Genomic DNA, 25,273 nt, shown 5'->3' with positions numbered 1-25,273 from the left:
ATCAGAAGCCGGCGGTCAGCGAGGCGCCGAAGGTGCGCGGCCGTCCGGCATAGCGGACGTTGAGGTTCTGGTTGTCCACCACCGAGGTCCAGTAATATTCGTTGGTCAGGTTGCGGGCCCAGATCGTCAGGCCCCATTTGCCATCGGCGCTGGCGATGCCGATGCTGCCGTTTACCAGCGCATAGCCCTTGATCCGGAACAGCGGGTCTTCGCCGAAATCGCTGTGCGTCTCGCTCTGATAGGTCGCGTTGGCGGTCGCCTGGAAGTTCAGGCTCGACGAGATCGGCAGGTTGAGCGTCGCGGTGCCGCTGGTCGAGAATTCCGGCGCGAACGAGAATTCCGAACCGTCATAGTTGGTCGGGATGCCTGCCGCATTGGCGCCGGTATAGTCGGTGATCTTGGTCTTCAGGTACGTCGCGTTCCAGGCGAAGGTGAAGGCCGGCGAGGGGCGCAGCGTGATCTCGCCGTCGATGCCCCAGGCATGCGAGCTCGGGATGTTCACCAGCCGCTGCAGCGCGCCGAAGGTCGGGTCGGCCACGTACGAGCTGAACTGCTTGTCGGTATAGTCGTAGTAGAAGCCGCTGACGTTCACCTGTGCGAACCGGCCGCCCACCGCGGTCTTGATGCCGGCTTCATAGGCGGTCAGCTTCTCCTGCCGGGCCGGGGTGAACTGCACCGCGCGATTGGCCGGCACGATCGGCACCACGCCCGATTTCACGCCGCGCGCCACCGAAGCGTAGAGCAACGTGCCCGGCGCCGCCTGGTAGTTGAGCGAAAAGCGGCCCGAGAAATTGCTCTCGTCGAGCACCGAATGGACCAAAGTGTCGGTATTGGTCGCCGGATCATAGGTGGTGCAGCCGTCCTTCTGCACCATCGGCGCGAGCAGGCCATAGCTCTGGAAGATCACCGCGCGACCGGCGGTGTTCACGATCGGCAGGTAATTGCCATTGTAATCGACCGAGCAGCCGTCCAGCTCGCCATGATCGATGCCCAGGCGAGCGCCGGCATTGATCTTGAAACCGCTGCCCAGGTCGAATTCGGCCGTCGCGAAGCCGCTATACGTCTCGTTATAGCCGCTCGCCCGGCCCGCGCCTTCGCGGAAGCCGACCGCCACCTGTGCTGGCGTGTAGCCGCCGGTATTGAAGATCGCATTGGTCACCGGATTGGCGAGGATACCCTGCGCGGCGAGGCGCAGGTACACGACCGAGCTGTTCTCGCCGATCAGGAAGCGGCTGTTCTCGCGCAGGTCGTCATGGGCGTAATAGCCGCCCACCGTCCAGCGGAAGCCCGGGCCATTGCCTTCGAAGCGCAGTTCCTGCGAGAAGGACTTGATCCGCGCATCATATTGCGTCGAGACGATTTCCCACGGCGCGCCGCTGAAATCGACCACGTCCTTGCGGGTGAAGTCGTTGTATCCGGTGAGCGAGATCACCGAGAGCTGGTCGTTGGGCGACCAGGTCAGCCGCATCTGGGCCGAGACGAAGTCGGACTTGGCGCGGGGCGGCCCCATGCCGGTGGCGAGGCCCACCGTTGCCGCACGCGCCGGGGCGGGCTGCCAGCCGGCATCGCTCGCCTTGGTCGGCTGGTGGTTCTGCAGATAGGCGAGCAAGGCCGCCGAATTGAAATCGCCCGGTCCCACGGCGGGCGAAGCGGCGGAGAGCCGGTTGGTCAGGTTGAGGCTGATCGCCTGGCCCGCCTGCGTATCCGAACGGTCGCGCCAGCCCGAGACGGTGATCAGGCCCTCGAACTTGCTCGACGGCTGGAAGCTCAGCGAGGCGCGGGCGCCCCAGCGCTTGACCTTGCCCAGCTTCTCGCCGCGGCTCTGGTCGATCTGCCAGCCCTCGTCGCTGTTCTCGTCGCGGCCCGAGACGCGCAGCGCGGCATTGTCGCCCAGCGGCAGGTTCAGATAGGCCTCGACATTGTAGGTCTTGTAGTTGCCTGCCTCGATCGTGCCGCCCGCGGCGAAATCCTTGCCCGGCTTGGCGGTGATGAAGTCGATCAGGCCGGCAGTGGTGTTGCGGCCGTAGAGGGTACCTTGCGGTCCCTTGAGCACTTCGACGCGCTCCAGGTCATAGATCGGCCCGCCCGCCATCGACGGATAGGGATAGGCCAGCTCGTCCTGGTAGATGCCCACGGTCGAAGTGGCGGTGATGTTGGTGGTGTTGAAGCCGATGCCGCGCAGCGTGAAGATCGGCACGCCTGAATAGGCCGGGGAAACCTGGAGGCCGGGCACCGAGCTGGCCAGCGACTCGACATCGGTGATCTGGAGGTCCTTCAGCGTGTCGGCGGAGAGCGCCTGCACCGCCAGCGGCACCTTGTTGATCGATTCGGAGCGGCGCTGGGCAGTGACGACGATCTCGTCATTGCTGGTCTGCGGGCCCTCCGCCTTGGGTGCCGGAGCTTCCTGCGCCATCGCGGGTGCGGCGAGCAGCAGCCCGAGCGCGGATCCCATCAGCAAGCCTGCCTTGATCGCCATATCCTCTTCCCCTCCATATCGCCGATCCGCCTCGATTTTCGGGGTCGATTTCCGGCTGTTGTTTGTTTGAATAATTAGCTTTAGGGAAAGCGCTGTGCAGCTATCGTATGTGATAGGGAAGAACATGGCCTCTGACGCGCAGAATATGCCCTGGGAACTGGCCGGCCGGATCGTCGAGCATGGCCGCCGCATGGGCCTGCCGCTGATCGCCGCCTGCGCCGATATCAGCAGCGCCCGGCCGGTGCAGTTGGCCGACGGCACGCCGGTCAGCGCGCTGTTCGAATTCACCCATGATGCCGGCGCCTATTGGGCCCAGGGCGATTTCGCGTTGCGCAACGCGATCGTCTCCGTCGCGCGCCATCTCGCCGAGCCCTTCTACTATGACCAGGGCCGTATCCGCAGCTGGCGGCCGCTGCGGATCGAGCCGCAGATCGAGCGCGAGGCGATGCAGCGCAGCTACAGGGTGGAAAGCGCGATCGTCGCCCCCGTCCATCTCCCCGCCGGGGTGATCGGCGCGGTGGTCTGGGCATCGACCGCGCCGGGGCTCGACATCGATGCGCTGTTCGAGCGCGAGGCTTCGGTGCTTCATCCGCTGGCGCTGCGCTTCATCGCCACCTGCAATGCCGGGCCCGACGCCTCGACCGATATCGTCCAGCACAAGCTCACCCGGCGCGAGGTCCAGTGCCTGAAGCTCGCCGCGGCGGGCAAGACGGACGGCGAGATCGGCACGATCCTCGGCCTTTCGGTGCCGACGATCCGCTTTCACATGCGCCGCGCCAGCAGCCGGCTGGGCGAGAATGGCCGATTGCGTACGGTCCAGCGCGCGGTCGCCCTGGGCTTCGCGCGGCCCAACTGACAATAACGGGAGGTTGGCGCGGCGGTGTCGCGCCGGTTAAGGTACGGAAATGGCAAGCAAGGCAAAGGCTCCGGTCGTGCGACTGGAGGCAAGTTCGGCGGATCAACTGCTCAACGCGACCAGCGCGTTGATGATCGAACGCAACACGGTCGACATCACCTTCGCCGATATCGCGGAGAAATCGGGGCTCAATGCCGCGCTGATCCGCTATCATTTCGGCAGCAAGCTCGGCATGTTCATGGCGTTGCTCGAGCGCGATGCCGGCGGCACGTTTGACGATCTCGAGCGGCTGGTGAAGGCCGATATGGATGCCGGGCAGAAGCTGCGCCACCATGTCCACGGCATCATCAAGGTCTATTACCGCTATCCGTACATGAACCGCCTGGTCGCGGCACTTGCGGTGGAGACCGACAGCGAGACCGCGCGCTTCATCTCGGAGCGGTTCAGCCGGCCGCTCGCCGCCGCGCAAAAGGCTATCCTCGAGCAGGGCGAGGCCGAGGGCATCTTCCGCAAGATCGATCCGATGCTGTTCTATTTCTCGCTGATCGGCATGTGCGACCATCTCTTCATCGGCCGCCACTCGCTCCGCTACGCCTTCGGGGTGGAGGATATCGATGACGATCTGCGCAAGGCCTATGCCGTTCACGTCACCGATCTGCTGATGCGCAGCGTGCTGGTGAAGCCTGAAACCGACGCCTGACTTGCGAATCGCTTAATCAAGCGATTAAACAATGCTTGAGGGCAAAACGCCCCGCGGTTCGAACCGGCTCGGAGAGGAGCGGCATATGGGCGATACACTGGTTGCGGAAGCCAAGTCGGGCTGGATCGATTTCGAGGCGATGCCCCGGCTGGGGGACATCCCCGCCTATCATGCGAAACATCGCCCGCATGCCATCGCCACCCGCTTCGAAGGGCGTGATACCGACTGGTCCACGCTCGATCGTCGCAGCGACCAGGTTGCGCGCGCGCTGCGGGCCGTCGGCTGCCGGGTAGGGGATCGTATCGCCTATCTCGGCAAGGGCAGTGACGAATTCTTCGAGCTGCTGTTCGGCGCCGGCCGCGCGGGCGTGGTGATGGTGCCGATCCAGTGGCGCCTCGCCACCGCCGAAATCTGCACGATCCTCGCCAACGCCCAGGTCAGCCTGCTGTTCGCCGGCCCCGATCAGATCGGCCGCGCCGCCGAATGCGGCAATGATCTGATCCGCGAGACGATCGCGATGGAGAGTGGCGCCGAGGGTTTCCGCAGCTTTGCCGCCTGGCGTGACGCTGCGCCCGTCGATCCGATCCCCGATGATGTCGATGCCGATGATGTCGCGCTTCAGCTCTACACCTCGGGCACCACCGGCGAGCCCAAGGGCGTGATGCTCAGCCACCGCAACCTGCTGCGCGGTCGCACCGATTCGATGGCGCAGGCGATGCCGTGGAACGAGTGGCTGGAAGGCGACGTCAATCTCGTCGCCTTGCCGCTCGGCCATATCGGCGGGGTGGGCTGGGCGATCGTCGGCTATTTCAACGGCGCCACTTCGATCGTTCACCGCGAGTTCGTCCCCGCCGCGGTGCTGGAGGCGATCGCGCAGGGCGGCGTCACCAAGATGTTCGTCGTCCCCACCGCGCTCCAGATGCTGCTGATGCTGCCCGGCGTGCGCGAGGCCGATTTCAGCCGGCTGCGCTACATCCTCTACGGCGCCTCGCCGATCGCGCTCGACCTGCTGCGCGAGGCGACCGAAGTGTTCGGCTGCGGCTTCGCCCAGCAATATGGCATGACCGAAACCTGTGGCACGATCGTCTACCTGCCGCCCGAGGATCACGATCCCGCCGGCAATGAGCGGATGCGCAGCGCCGGCCTGCCCATGCCCGGGGTCGAGATCCGCGTCGTCCACCCGACCGAACGCACCCCGCTCGCCGTCCGCGAAGTCGGGGAAGTGGAAACCCGTTCGGTCGCCAACATGGTCGGCTACTGGAACCTGCCCGAGACCACGGCGGACACGGTCGACGGCCAGGGCTGGCTACGCACCGGCGACGCCGGCTACCTCGACGAGCACGGCTATCTCTACATCTGCGACCGCTTCAAGGACATGATCTGCTCGGGCGCCGAGAACATCTATCCGGCCGAAGTGGAGAGCGCGATCTTCGGCCACCCGATTGTCCAGGAAGTCGCGGTGATCGGCGTGCCGCACGACAAATGGGGCGAGGAAGTGAAGGCGGTCGTCGTGCTCAAGCCCGGCGCCGAACCGGACGATGCCTCGATCCTCGCCTATGCCCGCGAGCGGATCGGCGGGTTCAAGGTCCCCAAGTCGGTCGATTTCGTCGTCGCCTTGCCGCGCACGCCGTCGGGCAAGGTGATGCGCCGGGCGCTGCGCGATCCATACTGGGCCGGCCGCGAAAGGGGGGTGAACTGATGCTCGATACCGCCCGCCGCACCGGCCAGGACGAAAGCCAGGCCCTGTTCCGCGAAAGCGTCCGCCGCTTCCTCGCTGCCGAGGGTGTTCCGCATCTCGATCGCTGGGAAGGAGCCGGCATCGTCGATCGCGATTTCTGGACCAAGGCGGGTAGCGCGGGCCTGCTCTGCCCGACGGTGCCCGAGGAATATGGCGGCCCCGGCCTCGACTTCGCCTACAACGCCGTCGTCACCGAGGAGCATGCCTATGCGCGCGTCCCCTCGGGCATCACGCTCCAGTCTGACGTGCTGGCCGACTATTTCCTGGCCTATGGCTCGGAAGAGCAGAAGCGCGAATGGCTGCCCGGCATGGTCTCGGGCGAGAAGGTCGCGGCGATCGCGATGACCGAGCCGGGCGCGGGATCGGACCTGCAGGCGATCCGCACCACCGCGCGGCTCGACGGCAACCACTATGTCATCAACGGCGCCAAGACCTATATCTCGAACGGCCAGACCGCCGATGTCGTGATCGTCGTCGCCAAGACGAACGTGGAGCTCGGCGCCAAGGGCACCAGCCTGTTCCTGGTCGAGGCTGACCGCCCGGGCTTCGCGCGCGGGCGCAACCTCGACAAGATCGGCCTGCACGGCGCCGACACCAGCGAGCTGTTCTTCGAAGACGTCCGTGTGCCCGCGACCAACATGCTCGGCCAGGAAGGTCGCGGCTTCGCCTACCTCATGCGCAACCTGCCGCAGGAGCGGCTGACCATCGCGATCGGCGCCCAGGCCAGCGCCCAGCGCGCATTCGACGAAGCGCTCGGCTTCGTGAAGGAGCGCAAGGCGTTCGGGAAGACGGTGTTCGATTTCCAGAACACCCGCTTCACCCTGGCCGACCTGGCGGCAAAGCTCCAGATCGGCTGGGCGCATATCGACTGGGCACTCGCCCGGCACCTGCGCCACGAACTGACGCCCGAGGAAGCCTCGGCTGCCAAGCTCTGGCACACCGATACCCAGTGGCAGATCATCGACGCCGCGCTCCAGCTCCATGGCGGCGCCGGCTATATGAACGAATATCCGATCGCCCGGATCTGGCGCGATGCCCGCGTCTCGCGAATTTTCGGCGGGACGAACGAGATCATGAAGGAAGTGATCGGGCGGGGGCTGTAAGGGGTATCGAATTCAAGACGGGCCATTGCCCTAGTCGTTCCCCGGCGAAGGCCGGGGTCCAGGATCGACGCGCTGTCGCTGGCGCGTCGATCCTCTCGGCCGACATTGTAGCTGGGCCCCAGCCTTCGCCGGGGAACAGAGAATTAGGCGCCCGGTTGGATGAAACGCCCGGCCCGCGCCGCCAGCCATAGCGCCATCAGCCCCACCGACGTGCACACCAGCAACGCCGGCAGCGAAGCCTCCGGCCCGAACCCACCCCCGCTCAGCCACACGCTCGCATCGCCATGCGCAACGCTGCGTGCCAGCGAGGGCCCGAAATTCCCGCCCGAGACCGCCGCCCCGAAGACATAGCCCTGGGTGAAGTTCCACGCGCCGTGCACACCGATCGACATCCACAGCCGCCCGGTCAGTGCATAGAGCGCGCCCAGCATGATCCCCGCCTCGAGCGTGATGCACACCACGCTCATCACCGTCGCGCCGGGGTTAAAGGCGTGGCCCAGTCCGAACAGCGCCGCCGAGGCGGCAAAGGCGACCACCGGGCCGAAGGCGCGCCACAACAGGCGCAGGATCACGCCGCGCACCAGCAGCTCCTCGACCACCGCCGATTGCAGCGCCAGACCGGCCCCGCGCCATGCCGGCGCCGCACCGTGCCACTCGAAACTGTAGAGGCCGGCGCCGATCAGGATCGTCATCACCGCCACGAACATTGCCGAGCCAAGCCCAAGGCCGATCGCGAGCTGCCCAGCCGCCGGCCTCAGTGCCAGCTCGCCCGGCCAGCGATCCTCGCCCAGCCGCACGAGCAGCGTGTAGATGCCCAGGGCGATCAGGCAGGCCGCGCCGCTGGCGGCAAAGCCGAGCACCGGGGCGCCCTTGGGCAGTAATTGCATCACCGGCACCATGGCCACGCGCAGCGAAAGCCCGATCAGCACGGCCATGCCCAGCATCCAGGCGACCGCCCGCAGCCAGCGCAGCTTCCCCGGCTTCAGGACGCGGCGTTCGCCAAGCGCGATCGGAATGGCGGAATGGATGCTCAATGTCGGTCCCCCTCGGAATGCGAATGCGGGGACGTTCGCAAGGGGCGTGCCACATGCGAAACGACCCGCCGGCGCTGGCAAATGCGCGAGTGGGGCGTTCGGGTTGTAGCAGATTTTGCCGCAGCTTGGTGCCGATCCCCAAATCCGGTTGGGGCTCGACACCAACTCAAATCAGGCGACGTCCTCGACCTGGTCGAGGTAGGCGCCGTAGCCGAGGGATTCCATCTCCGCCCTGGGGACGAAGCGTAGCGAGGCGGAATTGATGCAATAGCGCAGCCCGCCGCGATCCAGCGGGCCGTCCTCGAACACATGGCCGAGATGGCTGTCGCCATACGCCGAGCGGACTTCGGTGCGGATCATGCCGTGGCTGGTGTCGCGCAGCTCGGTGACATTGGCGATCGGCTTGGTGAAGCTCGGCCAGCCACAGCCGGATTCATATTTGTCGGACGACGCGAACAGCGGTTCTCCCGAGACGATGTCGACGTAAATCCCCGGCTCCTTGTTGTTGAGCAGCGGGCCGGTGCCCGGGCGCTCGGTACCATTCTGCTGGGTCACGCGGAACTGCTCCGGGGTCAGCGCGGCGATGGCTTCATCGGTCTTGCGATAGTCGGTCATGCAAATCTCCGTTTCGCTGCGCTATGTGGGGATCCGCATGGCAAAGAAGAAGCGCTATCTCACCGCGACCATGGCCGATGGCTATGTGAAGACGATCGGCCCGACCAACGCGCCCTTCACCCATTATTGGCGCATCGTCGCGCACCTCGGCGGCGGCAAGACCGAGGTGTTCTGGGGCCACGCCAAGTCGCTCAAGGAAGCGACCGGCAAGAAGGCCGCGCTCGCCGAGGCGGCGAAGCAGCGCGGCTGGGAAGGCTATGATTTCGAAGTGGTGGAGCTGGTGGAGAGCTGAGGCGCCGAGAAGCGCGGGGCAGGGGCGGGCTGCACAACACCCTCCCGCTCGATGAACGCGCCGCGCGCGACATTGTGCGGATGTGCCGGCGCTTCTGCCATCGACAGCACCGGCGCAAAGCAGATGTCGGTCCCCTCCATCAGCGCGGACCACTCCTCGCGCGTCCTGGTCCGGAACAGCGCCGCCAGCTTGTCCTTGAGCGCCGGCCAGGCGGCGGGGTTCATCTGCGCATCGAAATCGGGGTCGGCATCCAGTCCGGTCACCGCGCGTAGCTGGGCATAGAATTGCGGCTCGATCGCCCCGATCGCGACATGCTTGCCGTCCGCCGTCTCATACGTGTCGTAGAAATGCGTCCCGGTATCGAGCAGGTTCGCGCCCCGCTCGTCGCGCCAGCCAAGGGTCGAGCGGAAGCCCCACACCATGCTCATCAGCAGCGCCGCGCCCTCGGTCATCGCGCAATCGATCACGCTGCCCTGGCCGCTGGTCTTCGCCTGGAGCAGCCCCGCGCTCATCGCGAAGGCAAGCAGCATGCCGCCGCCGCCGAAATCGCCCACCGCGTTCACCGGTGGGGTTGGCTTCTCGCCCGCGCGGCCAAAGGCGTGGAGCGCACCGGCCAGCGCGATGTAATTGATGTCGTGCCCGGCCGCCTGGGCCAGCGGCCCGGTCTGCCCCCAGCCGGTCATGCGGCCATAGACGAGGCGCGGGTTGGCGGCGTGCAGCTCGGTCGGACCCAGGCCCAGCCGCTCCATCACCCCCGGGCGAAACCCCTCGATCAGCCCGTCGGCGCCTGCCGCCAGTTCGCGGACCCGCGCGATTCCCTCGGGCGACTTGAGGTCCACTGCCACCGCCGTCCGCCCGCGCAGCAGCGGGTCGCGCGGGTTGGGCGGCTGGCCGGGGCGGTGGAGATACAGCACCTCCGCGCCGTGATCGGCGAGCATCATCCCGCAGAACGGCGCCGGGCCGATCCCGCCCATCTCGACGATCCGGATGCCGGTAAGGGGCTGCATCATTCCTCCGTCCTGACTGTCATCGCGCGCGATCTCTTCTTCCATCGTCATCCCCGCGCAGGCGGGGATCCAGAGTCGCGGGCAGGGAGCGGGCGGCAAGCGCCGGTGCCTCCGGCGAGTAGCGGCGATTTGCCCGGTTCGCCCTCCATTACCCTGGATCCCCGCCTGCGCGGGGATGACGGATATGGCCTCAGCGCGGCGCCATCCGGATGCCGCCGTCCAGCCGCACATCCTCGCCGTTGAAATAGCCCGTCTCGATCATGCACAGCGCCAGCCCCGCATATTCCTCCGGACGACCAAGCCGCTTGGGGAAGGGCACCGAGGCTGCCAGCGCGTCCTTCACCGGCTGGGGTGCCGCGGCGAGCAGGGGCGTGTCGAAGATGCCCGGCAGGATCGTGTTCACGCGGATGCCTTCGCCCATCAGGTCGCGCGCGATCGGCAGGGTCATGCCGACCACGCCGCCCTTCGATGCCGAATAGGCCGCCTGACCGATCTGCCCGTCCTCGGCCGCGACGCTGGCGGTGTTGACGATCGCGCCGCGCTCGCCGTCTTCCTGCGGATCGAGCGTCAGCATTCCCGCCGCCGACTTGGCGATGCAGCGGAAGGTGCCGACCAGGTTGATCTGGATCACCCAGTTGAACGCTTCGAGCGGGAAGTGGCGGATCGATCCGTCTTCCTTGGCCCGGCTCGCGGTCTTCACCGCATTGCCGGTGCCCGCGCAATTGACCAGCACGCGCTCCTGCCCATGCGCCGCGCGTGCCTTGGCGAAGCCGGCGTCGACGCTCTCGTCCGAGGTCACGTTCACTTCGCAGAACACCCCGCCGATCTCGGCGGCGACGGCCTCGCCCTTTTCCTTCTGCAGGTCGAAGATCGCGACCTTCACGCCCTTGGCGGCCAGTGCCCGCGCGGTCGCCGCACCCAATCCCGATGCGCCGCCGGTCACCACCGCGGCTACGCTGTTGTCGAGCTTCATAATCCCCTCCGTCTCTATGTTCTCAAAGCCGCTCGACGATCGTGACGTTCGCCAGGCCGCCGCCCTCGCACATCGTCTGGAGCCCGTAGCGCAGCCCGCGCTTGTGGAGCGCGTGCACCAAGGTCGCCATCAGCTTGGTGCCCGAGGCGCCGAGCGGGTGCCCCAGCGCGATCGCGCCGCCATTGACGTTGAGCTTGGCCGGATCGCCGCCGACATGCTTCAGCCAGGCCAGCGGCACCGGCGCGAAGGCTTCGTTGACTTCGTACAGGTCGATCTCGTCGATGCTCATGCCGGCGCGCTTGAGCGCCCGGTCGGTCGCGAACAGCGGCTCCTCGAGCATGATGACGGGGTCGCCGCCGGTAACGGTGAGGTTGTGGATGCGCGCCAGCGGCGTCAGGCCATGCGCCTTGAGTGCCGCTTCCGACACGATCAGCACCGCGCTGGCGCCGTCGCAGATCTGGCTGGCATTGGCCGCGCTGATCATCCCGCCCTCGGCGAGCAGCTTGACCGATCCGATGCTCTCGGCGGTCGCGTCGTAGCGGATGCCCTCGTCGCGGGTGTGGAGTGCCGGCCCCTCGGGCGTCTCGACTTCGAGCGGCACGATCTCGGCATCGAAGTCGCCGCGTTCGGTCGCCGATGCCGCGCGGCGATGGCTCTCCAGCGCATAGGCATCGAGCAGCTCGCGGGTGAAGCCATGTTTGCGCGCCATCATCTCGGCGCCCATGAACTGGCTGAACTGCACGCCCGGATAGCGCGCTTCCTGGCGTGGCGACTTGGGGCCGCCAAGCCCGGCCTGGGCGAACAACATGCCGGTCGATCCCATCGGCACGCGGGTCATGCTCTCCACGCCGGCCGCGATCACCACGTCCTGCGTGCCCGAGAGCACCGCCTGCGCCGCGAACTGGATCGCCTGTTGCGAGCTGCCGCACTGGCGGTCGATCGTCACCGCCGGCACGCTCTCGGGCAGGCGCGAGGCTAGCACGGCGTTGCGCCCGACCTGGAAGCCCTGCTCGCCGCCCTGGCTCACACAGCCCATGATTACGTCCTCGATCGCAGCCGGATCGATACCGCTGCGATCGGCGACGGCGTTGAGAACTTCGCCCGCCATGTCGGCCGGGTGCCATCCGGCAAGCCGGCCGCCGCGCCGCCCTCCCGCCGTGCGAACGGCCTCGACAATATAGGCGGTAGGTGCTGCCATCATCCTGCTCCTGTCCATTTTCGAATCAGCGGTACCAGCCCCGGCTAATGCGATCAACGGACTTAATCACCTGACTAAGTAAATAGTGGCAGGGCGAAATACGCTGCTCTATGCTCGCGCCAAACAGAGTCTGGAGGAGAGGGAAATGACCGCGTTCGACCGCGATTTCACCATGACGATCGGCGGCCAGCCGGTGGCCGGCGGCGCGACGATCCCGGTGCTCAACCCGGCAACCGAGGAAGCCGTAGCGGAAGCGCCCGATTGCAGCGCGGCCGAGCTCGACGCCGCCGTCGCCGCTGCCCGCGCCGCCTTTCCCGGCTGGCGCGCGACTCCGATCGACCAGCGCCGCGCCGCGGTGGCGAAGATCGCCGAGGTGATCTCCACCAATCTCGACCAGTTCGCCCGGTTGTTCACCCAGGAACAGGGACGTCCCGTCGGAAAGGCGACCGAGGAATTGCTGGGCGCCGCCTTCTGGGCCGCCAGCGTCGCCAAGCAGGAAATCCCGGTGCTGGTGAACGAGGACACGCCCGATCGCCGTTCGGAGACGCGCCGCGTGCCGATCGGGGTGGTCGGCGGGATCGTGCCGTGGAATTTCCCGATGCTGCTCGGCGTGTGGAAGATCGCCGGCGCGCTGCTCACCGGCAACACGCTGGTCATCAAGCCGTCGCCCTTCACCCCGCTGACCATGCTCAAGCTCGGCGAGCTGATGCGCCCGCATCTGCCGGCAGGCGTGTTCAACGTGGTCAGCGGCGGCGACCAGTTGGGCCCCTGGATGACCGCGCATCCCGGTATCGACAAGATCAGCTTCACCGGCTCCACCGCCACCGGCAAGCGGGTGATGGCCAGCGCCGCCGCCAACCTCAAGCGCGTCACGCTCGAGCTGGGCGGAAATGATGCGGCGATCGTGCTCGGCGATGTCGATGTGGCGAAGGTCGCCGAGCCGCTGTTCTGGTCGGCTTTCGGGAACAACGGCCAGGTCTGCATCGCGACCAAGCGGCTCTATATCCATGACAGCGCCTATGACGCGCTCGCCGCCGAGCTGGCCGCCATCGCCAACCGGGTGAGGACCGGCAACGGGCTGGAGCAGGGCATCGACCTCGGCCCGGTGCAGAACCATGCGCAGTTCGAGCGGGTCAAGGCGCTGGTCGAGGATGCGAAGGCCGAGGGGCTGACCTTCCTCGCCGGTGGCGAGGTGCCCGAAGGGAAGGGCTATTTCATCCCCGTCACCCTGGTCGACAATCCGCCCGAGGATAGCCGCGTCGTCGCCGAGGAAGCGTTCGGCCCGGTCCTGCCGCTGATCCGCTTCGACGATGTCGAGGACGTCATCGCCCGCGCCAACAACAGCGATTATGGCCTGGCCGGCTCGGTCTGGTCGGCGGATACCGACGCCGCGCTCGCCATTGCCGAGCGGCTCGACACCGGCACCGTCTGGATCAACGAAGCGCAGCACGTCACCCCCTGGGCGCCGTTCGGCGGGCACAAGCAATCGGGGATCGGCGTGGAGAACGGCACCGAGGGGCTGCTCGAATATACCAACGCCCAGACGATCTCGGTGCGCAAGTGATGGAGTATGCGCAGATCCGCTACGAGGTTGACGAGGGCATCGCCACGCTCACCCTCAACCGGTCCGACAAGCTCAACGCCTATTCGATCCGGATGATGGAGGAGATGATCGACGCGTTCGACCGCGCCGATGCGGATGACGAAGTCGGCGCGGTGATCGTGACGGGGGAGGGGAGGGCCTTTTGCGCCGGCGCCGATCTGGAGATGGGGGCCAAGGTGTTCGATGCCGCCGGCGGCCCGGACTCGCCGATCCGCGCGGACGGCTCGATCGACTATGCCAGCCCGCATGCCCGCGACTATGGCGGCCGCCTGACGCTGCGCATCTTCGAGAGCCTCAAGCCGGTGATCGGAGCGGTCAACGGCCCGGCGGTCGGCATAGGGGCTACGATGCTGCTGCCGATGGACATAAGGCTTGCCAGCGAGGGGGCGCGCTTCGGCTTCGTGTTCGCGCGGCGGGGGATCGTCCCCGAGGGCGCGTCGATGTGGTTCCTGCCACGCATCGTGGGGATCGACCGTGCGCTCGAATGGTGCATGAGCGGGCGGCTGCTCGATGCAGAGGAAGCGCTGGCCGGGCGGCTGGTGCGTTCGGTGCATGCGCCGGACGACCTGCTCGCCGCCGCCCGCGCGCTGGCCCGCGAGATCGTCGACAACGCTGCCCCGGTGTCGGTCGCGCTGACCCGCCAGATGCTGTGGCGCGGGCTCGGCATGGCGCATCCGATGGAGGCGCACCGGATCGACAGCCGCGGGGTGCTGGCGCGGGGGCGCAGCGGCGATGCGCGCGAGGGGGTGATGGCGTTCCTCGAGAAGCGGGCGGCGACGTTCCCGGACCGGGTGTCGAGCGGCATGCCGGACTATTTCCCCTGGTGGGAAGAGCCGGGGTATTTTTAACCCAACAATCCTCCCCCCGGAGGGGGAGGGGGACCAGCCGCAGGCTGGTGGAGGGGTAATATCCGCGAGCGATGTGGCCCGTGGCGCGCTACCCCTCCACCACGCCGCTGCGCGTCGCGGTCCCCCTCCCCCTCCGGGGGAGGATTGAAATGTGAGGTCGCACATGAAGCCCCCCGCACTCGCCGCCCAGGTCGAAGCCTTTGTCCGCGAAACCATCGCCCCCTATGAGCGCGACCCACGCTGCACGCCGCACGGCCCGTCCGAGGAGCTTGTCGCCGAACTCCGCGACCACGCCCGCGCCGCCGGCCTGCTCACCCCGCATATCGCGAACGGCACCCATCTCACCCACCGCGAGACCGCGCACGTCCTGCGCGCCGCCGGCCTCTCGCCGCTCGGCCCGGTAGCGCTCAACGTCGCCGCGCCCGACGAGGGCAACATGTTCCTGCTCGGCCGCGTCGCCACGCCCGAGCAGAAGGCCCGCTTCCTCGATCCGCTGGTCGCCGGCACCGCGCGCTCGGCATTCTTCATGACCGAGCCGGCGGGCGAGGGCGGCGCCGGCTCCGATCCCTCGATGATGCAGACTGTCGCCCGCCAGGACGGCAATCACTGGGTGATCGACGGCCGCAAAGCGTTCATCACCGGCGCGCAAGGCGCCCGGGTCGGCATCGTCATGGCCAGGACCGGGGAGGGGGCGACGCTGTTCCTCATCGACCTGCCCGATCCCACGGTGCGCATCGAGCGGGTGCTCGACACGATCGACAGCTCGATGCCCGGCGGCCATTCGATCGTGGCGATTGACGGACTGCGCGTCCCTGCCGACCAGATCCTCGGCGAACCGCACAGGGGCTTCGACTATGCCCAGGTCCGTCTCGCCCCCGCGCGGCTCACGCATTGCATGCGCTGGCTGGGGGCTGCCATCCGCGCGCACGAGATCGCCTGCCAATATGCCGTGAAGCGCCACGCCTTCGGCAAGCCGCTGATCGATCACGAAGGCGTCGGCTTCATGCTCGCCGACAACCGGATCGCGCTGCAGCAGGCCTGGCTGATGATCGACTGGTGCGCCGGCGTTCTCGACAGCGGGGCGCCCGGCATCGCGGAGAGCTCGATGGCCAAGGTCGCGGTGTCGGAGCTGCTGTTCGGGGTCGCCGATCGCTGCGTCCAGGTGATGGGCGGCACCGGCGTCTCGGGTGATACGATCGTCGAGCAGGTCTTCCGCGAAATCCGCGCCTTCCGCATCTATGACGGCCCCACCGAAGTCCACAAATGGAGCCTCGCCAAGCGCATCAAGCGCGAGACGCTGGCGGGGTAGGGTGATCGACATTTGGAGGGGGCTGAGGGGCCGAATATCGATATGGCCTAGCCCCGCAACTCCGCCAAGAACCCCTCGACCAGCGCCTTTCGCTCGCCGGCTGCGGCTACCTCCAGCGCATCCTCCAGCGCCGAAGCCTTGCTCCCCAGTTCCGCCTGGCCGAACAGCCCTGCCGAACCGGCGAACTTGTGGAGCAGCTCGCCCAGCGCCTCGGTCTCCGTGTCACCCTGTTCGCCGCCCACGAACGCTTCGGTCGCCACCAGCAGCTCCGCCTTGCGCTCGGCGAACTTCGCCCAGAGCGCGGGTGACAGCTTCATCGCCGGTGCCTTCTCCTCGGGAGGCGGCGCGGGAATCGGCTCCATCGCCGGTGCGATCGGCTCCGGCGCGGCTGCGGCGGGCACCGCCCAGCGATCGATCGCAGCGGCCAGCTCGGCCAGCTGGATCGGCTTGGCGAGATGCGCCTGCATCCCCGCCTCCAGACAGGCCGTAACGTCGTCGGCATAGGCATTGGCGGTCAGCGCCAGGATCGGCAGCTTCTGCGCCGAGATGCCTGCGCCGCGGATCGCGCGCGCGGCGGAGATGCCGTCGAGCACCGGCATCTGCATGTCCATCAGCACCAGGTCAAAGGGCGTGCCCTGCAGGTCTGCCGCTGTGGCCGCCTCCAGCGCATGCGCGCCGTCGCCGACGATCGTCACCCGGTGGCCGAGCCGGCCGAGCATTTCCTGCATCAGCAGCTGGTTGACGTCGTGATCCTCGGCCACCAGCACCTGCAGCGCGCGGGTAGCGCGCTCGGGGCTGCGCGGCCCCGCACCGTCCGCATCCACTGCTTCCGCGGCGACAAGCGGCAGGCACAGGGTGAACACGCTGCCCTGGCCCTCGGCGCTGCGAAGGCCCAGCTCGCCGCCCATCAGCGACGCCAGCCGGCTGCTGATCGCCAGCCCCAGCCCGGTGCCGCCATAGCGGCGTGCGGTCGATTGCTCGGCCTGGACGAACTGTTCGAAGATCGCGGCATGGCGATCGGGCGGGATGCCGATGCCGGTATCGGTCACGGCAATGTCGATGCGCGGCGTGCCGCCGTCGCTCGCCGCCTGCCGCGCGCTCAGCGTGATCCTGCCTTCGCCGGTGAACTTCACGGCGTTGCCCAGCAGGTTGAGCGCGATCTGGCGCAGCCGCAGCCCATCGACCATCACGAAGCGCGGCAGCATCGGATCGACGATGAAGTCGAGCGCCAGCCCCTTGGTCGCGGCGGCCGGCTCGATCAGCTTGAGGCAGCCGCGCAGCGCGTGGCGCAGGTCGACGCGCTCGGCATTCACCTGCATCTGCCCGGCCTCGATCTTGGACAGGTCGAGAATGTCGTTGAGCAGCCGCATCATCGCCCGGCTCGAATCGACGATCAGCTGGGCGTGGCGATGCTGCTCGGGCGGCAGGTCGCTGGCGAGCAGCAGGTCGGCAAAGCCCAGCACGCCGTTCATCGGCGTGCGGATCTCGTGGCTCATGTTCGCCAGGAAGCTCGACTTGGCCTGCACCGCCAGCTCCGCCCGCTCGCGCGCCGCCTCGAGTTCGTGCTCGAGCTGCTTGCGCCGGGTGACGTCGCGCAACGACGCGATGATCTCCGACGGCGTGCCGGTGGCGGGATCGCGGACTAGCCCGCAATGCGCCTCGATCCACTGTTCCGACGCATTGGGGTCGAGCAGATGGGTGCGATAGGTGATCACCCCGCGTTCCACCTCGCCGGTGGTCAGCAGGTGCTGGAACTCGAACATCTCGGCGCGGTGCTCGCTCGACACGCCGAAGCCGATCGAGCGGCCCAGGACATGCGCCGGCTCGACCCCGAGCACCGGCTCGGTCGAGGGCGAGGCATAGATGCACACGCCGTTCAGGTCGAAGCGCAGCACCGCGTCGGTGGCGTTCATCGCGAGCAGCGCCAGCTCGGCCTCGACTACTTCGCGTCGCGAGATGTCCTCGTGCAGCCGGCGGTTGGCGTCGCGCAGGATCGTCATCCGCTCACGCCGCTCGCGCGCGATCAGATAGGCGAGCAGCAGCACCAGCATGCCGCTGGCCAGGCCGGCGAGCTGGATCGGTCCTTCATAGCCGCCGGCGCGCGCCAGCCGCGTCTGGAGCAGCTTCTCCTCCTCGCCGCGGATCTCGCCGATCAGCGCCAGCATCCGGGCGGTCTCGTGGCGATTGGCGTCGCTCGCCAGGATCGCGGTCGCCTCGGCGGCGCGATTGGCGCCGCGCATCGCCAGCGTCTGCTCGGTCTCGACCATGCGCTGGCGGATCAGCGCGGCGAGATAGGCGACGCGCTCGCGCTGGCGCGGATTGTCGTCGGTCATGTCCTCCAGGCCCGACAGCTCGCCGGGCAGCTCCTTGCGGACACCGTCGATGTTCCTGCGCGCATCGGGGTCGCCGGTGAGCAGATAGCCGCGCCGATAGACTTCGGCGCGCAGCGTCAGGATGCGGACATGCGATAGCCGGTCGGAAACCTGGAAGGTGTGGCGCACCCATTTGTCGGCATTTTGCTTCTGGCTGAACAGCCACACACCCGATGCGGCCGAACAGCCCAGCAGCACCAGGGCTGCGACAAGGATCCATTGCGACCGGCGCGTCAGTATCTCTGCCATGGACTCGGCCCCTAGATAAAAAGGGTTAACGGGGTGTTCGGCCCCTTGCTGCAAAACGCCGGAAAGACAGAATGGCCACAGAATTTTAGCACGGAAGCGAAACCAAGCGGTCTCCGTGCGTTATAAAATAGACTAGGATCGAACGAGAGTCAGATGGCACGGATCATCATAGCGGACGACGACGAGATCGTGGGCGAGATCGCCCGCGATGCGCTGATCGCGGCCGGGCATGGCGCCGGGCTGGTCAAGGACGGGGCCGAGGCGCTGCGCGTCATCAAGGCGCGCCGGCCCGACCTGGTCATCCTCGATTGCAACATGCCGGAGATCTCGGGCGTTCTCCTGGTGCAGGAGTTGCGCAAGATGCCCGATTTCGCCGATCTGCCCGTGATGATGCTCACCGGCCGCCGCAGCGATCGCGACGAGGAGCTGGCGCGGTTCGCCGGCGCGAACGAGTATCTGAAGAAGCCCTTCGATCCGGACGAGCTGGTCTTCCGGGTCGAGGAAATGCTGGCCAAGGCCTGAGCCATGGCGCGCATCATCTATGTCGAGGATGACGAACTGGTCGGGGCCGTGGTGCAGCAAGTGCTGAGCGCGGCCGGCCATATCGTCGGGGTGATCAACCACGGCACGCTGGCGTTCGACACCATCGCCTTCAAGAAGCCCGACCTGGTGATCCTCGATCAGTCGCTGCCGGGCATGCAGGGCACCGATATCCTCAAGGCGCTGCGCCGGCTGCCGGCGCTCTATCTCACGCCGATCCTGATGCTGTCCGCCAAGGGCAGCGAAGCGGAGATCGACGCGGCGATGGGGGCGGGGGCCAATGACTATCTGGTCAAGCCGTTCGAACCCGAGGAGCTGGTCCAGCGCGTCGCCGACGTGCTGCGCAACAACAGCTTCGCCAATCGGGTTTCCTGAAAGGCGGCCGTCAGGCCGCGGCCAGCAGTTCCGCCGCGCGTTCACCCAGCTCACGCAGGCGCTTGCTCTGCTCGGGCAGCAGCTTGGCGCGCGGATGCTGGTCGATCGCGCACAAGGCGCCCAGCGCCTCGCCCTCGGGGGTGAGCAGCGGCACGCCGACATAGAAGCGGATATGCGGCGAGCCGAGCACCAGCGGATTGCCCGCGAAGCGCGGATCATGCGCGGCGTCGAACACGCACATCACGTCGTGCGGATTGGCGATGGTGTGGCCGCAGAACGAGATGTCGCGCGGCGTCGAGCTCAGCTCGCCGCCATGGCAGGCCAGGATATGCTGGGTCTGCCGGTCGATCAGCGTCGCGATGCCCATGTTCGATCCGAACAGCTGGGCGACTTCCTCGACGATCGCCTTCAGCTCCGGCGACGCCGACTTGCCGGTCAGACCGAGCTTGTCGACCGACGCCTGGCGCTGCTTCTCGCCGCGCAGCAAGGGGGCGAGGGCATGAAAGATCGGCTTGAGTTTAGGTACCATTGGGCGACTGTTGCCGTAAATTGTCTAACCACAAGTGAAGGCGGCAATACGGGCCTCTTCGTAACGCACATCACGCACGGACGAACAAGTTCTTGAGCCAAAGCGGACCAGTTCGTGCGGCGTCGCGCCAATCGCCCTCCTCCTCGGCCGCATCGGGCGTATAGCCGCGCGGGTCGAACAGCTTCACGCGCATGCCCTTGAAGGCCGCGGTGTTGCGGGTCACCAGGGTCAGTCCATGCTCCAGCGCCGTCGCGGCGAACAGCGCATCGCGGGTGTCGCCCAGGGCGAGCTGCCCGCGCCGCCGCGCCACCGCCGCGTCGAGCGGCAGCACATGCCCCTCGAACGCCGGGAGCAGCTGCTCGTCGATCCAGCCGCGCAGCATCGCGCCGGCCGTCTTGTCGCGCCGCGCGGTCTCGGCGGCGCTGGTCTCCAGCTCGACCAGGCTGATCGCGGAGAGGAACAACCGCTCGCGCGCGACCCCCGAAGCCCAGGCGGTCAGCCCCGCCTCGGCGGTGCCGGCGCGCGCCTTGCGCAGTTCATAGACGATGGGCGTGTCGAGCAGGAACATCACCAGCGCCCCGGCGGCGCCAGCTCGGCATCGAGGCTGCCGGCGGGCAGGGCGAGCAGGTCAACGATGCTCTCGCGCTGCCCGCTCAATGCACGGAACTGGTCGATGCTCATCAGTACATGGGTCGGCCGCCCGCGATCGGTGACGAACACCGGCTCGCCGCGCGCGAGTCGCTTGGCGGCGCTCACGTCCTGGTTGAATTCGCGGCTGGTGATGACCTTCATTTGGTGCCTATGTACCTATATTGTCCGCGTTGTCATGTAGGTACGTTACTACTGTGTGGACGACATGCAACAGAAACATCCCGGCCGCCGGAAAAATCAGGGGGGTGGCGAACTTTGCAGTTGCGTGCAGCCATTGCCGCGCGCTCCTTCCTGCCAAGCGACAGGCGCACAAGTGCCACGCGAGAGGATGAGTGGGGGAAGGTAGAATGCTCGATCTGTTGAATAGTGCCTGGCATGCGTTGACCGATGTGCTCAGTCCGCACGGCCCCGCGGTGAACGCCGCGAAGAGCTATGCGCCCGGCGACTACAGCATCCATTTCTTCCTGCAGCTCGCGATCATCATCCTCGCCTGCCGCGTCGTCGGCTGGCTCGGCCAGAAGTTCCTCAAGCAGCCCCAGGTCGTCGGCGAGATGATCGCCGGCGTGGTGCTCGGCCCGTCGCTGTTCGGCCTGTTCTTCCCCGATCTCCAGCTGGCGATCTTCCCCAAGGAGACGCGCAACGTGCTCTACACCGGCGCGCAGCTCGGCGTCGGCCTCTACATGTTCATGGTCGGCCTCACGCTCCGGCTCGATCATTTCAAGTCCAAGGCGAAGAGCGCCGCGGGTGTCTCGGCCGCCGGCATCGCCGCGCCGTTCCTGCTCGCCGCGCTGATCACGCCGTTCCTGCTCACCGTGCCGGGCCTGTTCACGCCGGGCATCAGCCAGTCGAACGCCACGCTGTTCATGGGCGCCTGCATCGCGCTCACCGCCTTCCCGATGCTCGCCCGCATCATCAATGAGAACGGCCTCGCCAACTCGTCGCTCGGCACGCTTTCGCTGACGGCCGGCGCGTTCGACGACGCTGCCTCCTGGTGCGTGCTGGCGCTGGTGCTGGCGACCTTCGGCGCCGGCCCAGGCGTGGCGGTGCTCGCGATCGGCGGCGCGATCCTCTACGCCGGCTTCATGCTGATCTGGGGTCGCAAGCTGCTCGCTCCGCTCGGCCGCATCGTCGAGGAAAAGGGCGAGATGACCACGGGCATGCTCGCGGTCACGATGATGCTCTTCTGCCTCTCCGCCTTCGTCATGGATGCGATCGGCATCCACGCGATCTTCGGCGGCTTCCTGATGGGCGTCTGCATGCCGCGCGGCCTGTTCGTCCGCGAGCTGCAGCGCAAGGTCGAGCCGATCGCGGTCGTCCTGCTGCTGCCGATGTTCTTCACCTATTCGGGCCTCAACACCCGGATGGACATGGTCAACTCGGTCGAGCTGCTGCTGATCGCGCTGGGCGTGCTCGCGGTGTCGATCCTCGCCAAGTTCGGCGCCTGCTGGGCCGCGGCCCGCCTCGCCGGCGAGGACAATCGCACCGCGCTCGGTATCGGCGCGCTGATGAACTCGCGCGGCCTGATGGAGCTGATCATCATCAATATCGGCCTGCAGAAGGGCATCATCGGCCCGACGCTCTTCTCGATGCTGGTGCTGATGGCGATCGTCACCACCGTGATGGCCACCCCGCTGTTCGAGCTGGTCTATGGCCGAAAGGCCCGCGAGACCGGTGAGCTCGGCGCCCGCGGCGAGCCTGAGCCGCAGCTCGCCGCTGCCTGAAGAGGTCCTCCTCCGCCCGCCCCGTTCTATAAAGGAGGGGCGGGTTCTTTTCGAGGAAAGCAGAATGAAGAAAGCGCTGGTTTGCGCTATGGGATTGCTCGTCGCCGGCACGGCGCGGGCGCAGGAAGTGAAGTTCACGCCCAACCTGGATATCCGGCTGCGCTGGGAGCATTTCGAGCAGGACGGCATGCCCGAAGACGCCGATGCGGTGACGCTTCGCGTCCGTCCGGGCGTGACGGCGAGCTGGCGGAACTGGACGGCGCTGGTCGATGTGGATGCGGTGGTCGCGCTGACCAACAGCTATAATGACGGGTTCAACGGCAAGACCCGCTATCCGCTGATCCCTGACGCCGAGAATCTCGAGCTCAATCGCGCCCAGCTCCGCTATGCCGGCAAGGACGGGCTGGCCGTGACCGCCGGGCGCCAGCGCCTCAACTTCGCCGATGACCGCTTTGTCGGCAACGCGCCGTGGCGGCAGAGCGAGCGGACCTATGATGCGGTCCGCTTCCAATATGGCAAGCCGCTCGGGCTGAGCACCGACGTGGCGTATAGCTGGAGCGTGCGGACCACCGACGGCCGCCAGGGCCGCGGTTCCCGGCCTCAGGCGATCGGCGGCGACAATGTCTTCGCGCTGGTCAACTATGGTACCAGGATCGGCACGCTCAGCGGCTTCGCCTATCTGGTCGATCAGGACGAAGCCGCGGTGCAGGGCTTCCGCCTGTCGACCCAGACCTATGGCGTGCGCTTCAGCGGCAATCGGCCGCTCGGCAAGGATGTGTCGCTTGGCTATGCCGCCAGCTGGGCGCGGCAGAGCAATTACCATCGCAATCCCAATCGCTACGCCGCCGATTACTGGATGGGCGAGGCCAAGCTCACTGCCAAGGGCCTCAGCCTGACCGCCGGCTATGAAGTGCTCGGCGCCGACAAGGGCGTGGCGCTCACCAGCGTCCAGACCCCGCTCGCGCCGCTGTTCAAGTTCAACGGCTGGGCCGGCAAGTTCGGCACCAATCCGCCGAACGGCCTGCGAGATCTCTATGGCAATGTCGGCTATGCCTGGAAGAAGGTCGGCCCGCTCGACGCTATCAATGTCGGTGCGATCTATCACCGCTTCCACAGCGACCGGCTCGACCTGCAATATGGCGACGAGTTCGACTTCATCGCCGGCGTGAAGCACGGGCGCTACGCGCTCTCCGCCCGCTATGGCCGCTACAAGGCGAAGCAGTTCGCCACGGATACCAACAAGCTCTTCGTCCAGCTGGATTGGGTGCTCTGACCGGAACGGCACCAGTACCCCAACCGTCATCCCGCGCCACGATCGTCATCCCGGCGAAAGCCGGGATCTCGGGCAGGGAGATCTTGCGCCAACAACATAACCGTCATCCCCGCGCAGGCGGGGATCCAGGGTAACAAAGCGACGTCCTGCGTGGCTCTGGATCCCCGCCTGCGCGGGGATGACGAGAGAAGATATCGAGGAAAGAGCCGCCCGAGATCCCGGCTTTCGCCGGGATGACGGCTACTTCGCGTTGATCGCGTCGATCAGCGCCCGGTGCGTCGGCAGATCCTCGGTGGCCCGCTCGCTGAACGTCCGGATCCGCGCGAACAGCTTCTCCGCCGCCGCCACGTTCGGGAAATCGCCGCGCCCGTCCGACAGGTCGGTGCGATAGTCCATCCCGTAGAGGATGTACTGGTAGTTGAAGAAGGCGAAGCTCTCCAGGTCGAGCAGGAAGTCGAAGCGTCCCGGCGGCCGGTGGCGCCATTGCCGCAGCAGTTCCTGCAATGCCTCGGGGATCGAGGCCGGATCGGCATTGTCGCGCCAGAAGGGCTCGTCGCGCCGGCTCAGGCAGTAATGGAGCTTGAGGAAGTTGATGATCCGCTCGTAGCGCGCGACGATCAGCTCGTTGAAGCGCCTGGCCGGGGCATCGATCGGCCCGTTATGCGGGAACAGCTCGGCGATCATGCCGACGGCGGCCTCGATCAGCACCACGCCGGTCGATTCCAGCGGCTCGAGGAACCCGCCCGACAGGCCCACCGCCACGCAGTTCTTCACCCATTGCGCCTCGCGATAGCCGGGCTCGAACGGGATGATGCGGGCCTTGTAGTCGTCATGCCCCACATAGTCGCGCAGCACCTGCGCCGCTTCGTCGTCGGACATGTGCGTCGAGGAATAGACCGTGCCGATGCCCCGCGCGCCCTCCAGCCCGATGTCCCAGGTCCAGCCCGCCGCATGCGCCGCCGCGATGGTGAAGCTCTCGATCGGCGCGTCGGGATCGGCATAGGGGATCTTGCAGGCGATCGCCCGGTCGGTGAACAGCACCTGCCGGGCCGACTTGAACTCCGCCCCCAGCGCCTTGCCGATCAGTTCCGCCCGGAAACCGGAGCAGTCGATATAGAGGTCCGCCTCCAGCGCGCCCAGCTCGCGGGTCTGCACCCGGGCGATCGCGCCCTCCGCGTCCAGCTCGACGCCGGTCAGCAGCCCGCTGACGTGCCGCACCCCCAGCTCGACCGCGCGCTCCTGCAGGATCTTCGCGAGCCGTGCCGCGTCGAAATGATAGGCATAGTTGAGCGGCCCGGAGAACTCGCCCTCGCCCCGCTTCTTGGGTGCCCGCCGGCTCTCGGCGACGCGGTTCTGGATCGTCACCGCCTCGGCGAAGGGCGGCCGCGTCTCGGCGTCCTGGAGCAGCCAATAGGGCACCAGGCTGGTCCCCTCGGTGTAGAAAGGAGCTTCGAACGGGTGGAGATAATGATGCCGCGTGCCGTCGGGCAAAGGTGCGTGGAGCCAGTCGTTGAAGCGGATGCCCTGCTTGAACGTCGCACTGGTCGCGCGGATGAACTGGGTCTCGTCGATGCCGAGGAACTTCAGCGTCGATCGGATCGTCGGGAAGGTGCCTTCGCCCACCCCGATGATCCCCAGCTCGGGCGATTCGAGCAGCGTGATCTCGATCCGCGCGCTGTCCGCCACGTCGAGGAACCGCGCGAGATAGGCGGCCGTGAGCCACCCCGCGGTGCCCCCGCCGACGATAAGGATGCGCCTCTTGCCCATGCGAGACCGAGCTTAGCCTGCGCGGTTCGCGGAAGCCACTGGTT

General features: G+C 67.1%; 23 protein-coding genes. 12 read left to right on the top strand and 11 right to left on the bottom strand.

Features of this window, described 5'->3' with window-relative positions; all coding sequences use genetic code 11:
* Position 1: 1 nt before the first annotated feature.
* Positions 2-2,476 (bottom strand): TonB-dependent receptor, encoded by a 2,475-nt coding sequence (locus HNP52_RS21505; protein WP_184170531.1) that lies wholly within the window; start codon positions 2,474-2,476, stop codon positions 2-4.
* Between the two features lie 124 nt (positions 2,477-2,600).
* Between HNP52_RS21505 and HNP52_RS21500 the strand changes: the two genes are divergently transcribed.
* The 4 genes from HNP52_RS21500 to HNP52_RS21485 all read left to right on the top strand — a co-directional run bounded on the left by HNP52_RS21500 (position 2,601) and on the right by HNP52_RS21485 (position 6,873).
* The gene (locus HNP52_RS21500) at positions 2,601-3,332 is read left to right on the top strand and encodes a LuxR C-terminal-related transcriptional regulator (RefSeq protein ID WP_184170528.1); all 732 of its coding nucleotides are present in this window, start codon (positions 2,601-2,603) and stop codon (positions 3,330-3,332) included.
* Between the two features lie 49 nt (positions 3,333-3,381).
* Entirely contained in the window at positions 3,382-4,032 is a 651-nt protein-coding gene (locus tag HNP52_RS21495; protein WP_184170525.1) for a TetR family transcriptional regulator, read from the top strand.
* An 85-nt stretch (positions 4,033-4,117) separates the two neighbouring features.
* Positions 4,118-5,731: a long-chain-fatty-acid--CoA ligase gene (locus HNP52_RS21490; RefSeq protein ID WP_184170522.1), complete on the top strand. Its 1,614-nt coding sequence runs from the start codon at positions 4,118-4,120 to the stop codon at positions 5,729-5,731.
* The gene (locus HNP52_RS21485) at positions 5,731-6,873 is read left to right on the top strand and encodes an acyl-CoA dehydrogenase family protein (RefSeq protein WP_184170519.1); all 1,143 of its coding nucleotides are present in this window, start codon (positions 5,731-5,733) and stop codon (positions 6,871-6,873) included. Before HNP52_RS21490 ends, HNP52_RS21485 begins: the two co-directional genes overlap by 1 nt.
* A 143-nt stretch (positions 6,874-7,016) precedes the next feature.
* Here the strand turns inward: HNP52_RS21485 and HNP52_RS21480 are convergent, their stop codons facing one another.
* Positions 7,017-7,907, bottom strand: coding sequence for a CPBP family intramembrane glutamic endopeptidase (locus tag HNP52_RS21480; protein ID WP_221416589.1), 891 nt, complete (start codon positions 7,905-7,907; stop codon positions 7,017-7,019).
* A gap of 171 nt (positions 7,908-8,078) precedes the next feature.
* Positions 8,079-8,522, bottom strand: a complete 444-nt coding sequence (gene msrB / locus HNP52_RS21475; protein ID WP_184170516.1) for a peptide-methionine (R)-S-oxide reductase MsrB — start codon at positions 8,520-8,522, stop codon at positions 8,079-8,081.
* Positions 8,523-8,559: 37 nt separating this feature from the next.
* Here msrB and HNP52_RS21470 point away from each other — a divergent pair, with 37 nt between their 5' ends.
* On the top strand, positions 8,560-8,814 hold the full coding sequence (locus HNP52_RS21470; protein WP_184170513.1) for a hypothetical protein: 255 nt from the start codon (positions 8,560-8,562) through the stop codon (positions 8,812-8,814).
* Here HNP52_RS21470 and HNP52_RS21465 read toward each other — a convergent pair.
* From HNP52_RS21465 to HNP52_RS21455, 3 genes are all read right to left on the bottom strand, one after another.
* A complete protein-coding gene (locus HNP52_RS21465; protein ID WP_184170510.1) occupies positions 8,778-9,824 on the bottom strand; it encodes a CaiB/BaiF CoA-transferase family protein in 1,047 nt (348 codons plus the stop codon). The genes HNP52_RS21470 and HNP52_RS21465 overlap by 37 nt on opposite strands.
* Positions 9,825-10,011: 187 nt before the next feature.
* Positions 10,012-10,794, bottom strand: coding sequence for an SDR family NAD(P)-dependent oxidoreductase (locus tag HNP52_RS21460; RefSeq protein ID WP_184170507.1), 783 nt, complete (start codon positions 10,792-10,794; stop codon positions 10,012-10,014).
* A 22-nt stretch (positions 10,795-10,816) separates the two neighbouring features.
* Positions 10,817-11,992: an acetyl-CoA C-acetyltransferase gene (locus HNP52_RS21455; protein ID WP_184170504.1), complete on the bottom strand. Its 1,176-nt coding sequence runs from the start codon at positions 11,990-11,992 to the stop codon at positions 10,817-10,819.
* A gap of 145 nt (positions 11,993-12,137) precedes the next feature.
* Here HNP52_RS21455 and HNP52_RS21450 point away from each other — a divergent pair, with 145 nt between their 5' ends.
* The 3 genes from HNP52_RS21450 to HNP52_RS21440 all read left to right on the top strand — a co-directional run bounded on the left by HNP52_RS21450 (position 12,138) and on the right by HNP52_RS21440 (position 15,752).
* Complete coding sequence (locus tag HNP52_RS21450) at positions 12,138-13,556, top strand: aldehyde dehydrogenase family protein (protein ID WP_184170501.1); 1,419 nt, start codon at positions 12,138-12,140, stop codon at positions 13,554-13,556.
* On the top strand, positions 13,556-14,443 hold the full coding sequence (locus HNP52_RS21445) for a crotonase/enoyl-CoA hydratase family protein (RefSeq protein WP_184170498.1): 888 nt from the start codon (positions 13,556-13,558) through the stop codon (positions 14,441-14,443). The genes HNP52_RS21450 and HNP52_RS21445 overlap by 1 nt, the downstream gene beginning before the upstream one ends.
* Positions 14,444-14,606: 163 nt before the next feature.
* Complete coding sequence (locus tag HNP52_RS21440; RefSeq protein ID WP_184170495.1) at positions 14,607-15,752, top strand: acyl-CoA dehydrogenase family protein; 1,146 nt, start codon at positions 14,607-14,609, stop codon at positions 15,750-15,752.
* A 47-nt stretch (positions 15,753-15,799) separates the two neighbouring features.
* Here the strand turns inward: HNP52_RS21440 and HNP52_RS21435 are convergent, their stop codons facing one another.
* On the bottom strand, positions 15,800-18,373 hold the full coding sequence (locus HNP52_RS21435; protein WP_184170492.1) for an ATP-binding protein: 2,574 nt from the start codon (positions 18,371-18,373) through the stop codon (positions 15,800-15,802).
* 153 nt (positions 18,374-18,526) lie between these two features.
* On the opposite strand from HNP52_RS21435, the gene HNP52_RS21430 reads away from it, so the two are divergent.
* Positions 18,527-18,895 (top strand): response regulator, encoded by a 369-nt coding sequence (locus tag HNP52_RS21430; protein ID WP_184170490.1) that lies wholly within the window; start codon positions 18,527-18,529, stop codon positions 18,893-18,895.
* A 3-nt stretch (positions 18,896-18,898) separates the two neighbouring features.
* Positions 18,899-19,288, top strand: coding sequence for a response regulator transcription factor (locus tag HNP52_RS21425; protein ID WP_184170487.1), 390 nt, complete (start codon positions 18,899-18,901; stop codon positions 19,286-19,288).
* 10 nt (positions 19,289-19,298) lie between these two features.
* Here HNP52_RS21425 and HNP52_RS21420 read toward each other — a convergent pair whose 3' ends face one another.
* The 3 genes from HNP52_RS21420 to HNP52_RS21410 all read right to left on the bottom strand — a co-directional run bounded on the left by HNP52_RS21420 (position 19,299) and on the right by HNP52_RS21410 (position 20,609).
* Entirely contained in the window at positions 19,299-19,817 is a 519-nt protein-coding gene (locus tag HNP52_RS21420; RefSeq protein ID WP_184170484.1) for a GAF domain-containing protein, read from the bottom strand.
* Between the two features lie 70 nt (positions 19,818-19,887).
* On the bottom strand, positions 19,888-20,385 hold the full coding sequence (locus HNP52_RS21415; RefSeq protein WP_184170481.1) for a type II toxin-antitoxin system VapC family toxin: 498 nt from the start codon (positions 20,383-20,385) through the stop codon (positions 19,888-19,890).
* A complete protein-coding gene (locus HNP52_RS21410) occupies positions 20,385-20,609 on the bottom strand; it encodes a type II toxin-antitoxin system Phd/YefM family antitoxin (protein ID WP_184170478.1) in 225 nt (74 codons plus the stop codon). Before HNP52_RS21410 ends, HNP52_RS21415 begins: the two co-directional genes overlap by 1 nt.
* Positions 20,610-20,815: 206 nt before the next feature.
* Between HNP52_RS21410 and HNP52_RS21405 the strand changes: the two genes are divergently transcribed.
* Entirely contained in the window at positions 20,816-22,189 is a 1,374-nt protein-coding gene (locus HNP52_RS21405) for a cation:proton antiporter (protein ID WP_184170475.1), read from the top strand.
* Between the two features lie 64 nt (positions 22,190-22,253).
* Positions 22,254-23,462 (top strand): alginate export family protein, encoded by a 1,209-nt coding sequence (locus tag HNP52_RS21400; protein WP_184170472.1) that lies wholly within the window; start codon positions 22,254-22,256, stop codon positions 23,460-23,462.
* Positions 23,463-23,702: 240 nt separating this feature from the next.
* Here the strand turns inward: HNP52_RS21400 and HNP52_RS21395 are convergent, their stop codons facing one another.
* A complete protein-coding gene (locus HNP52_RS21395) occupies positions 23,703-25,229 on the bottom strand; it encodes a tryptophan halogenase family protein (RefSeq protein WP_184170469.1) in 1,527 nt (508 codons plus the stop codon).
* Positions 25,230-25,273 lie beyond the last annotated feature (44 nt).

Origin of the sequence: Sphingomonas kyeonggiensis, assembly GCF_014204495.1 — a bacterium.
Lineage (GTDB): Bacteria > Pseudomonadota > Alphaproteobacteria > Sphingomonadales > Sphingomonadaceae > Sphingomonas > Sphingomonas kyeonggiensis_A.
Note: the sequence above shows the minus strand (reverse complement) of the source record. Positions and strands in the feature narration are given on the sequence as shown.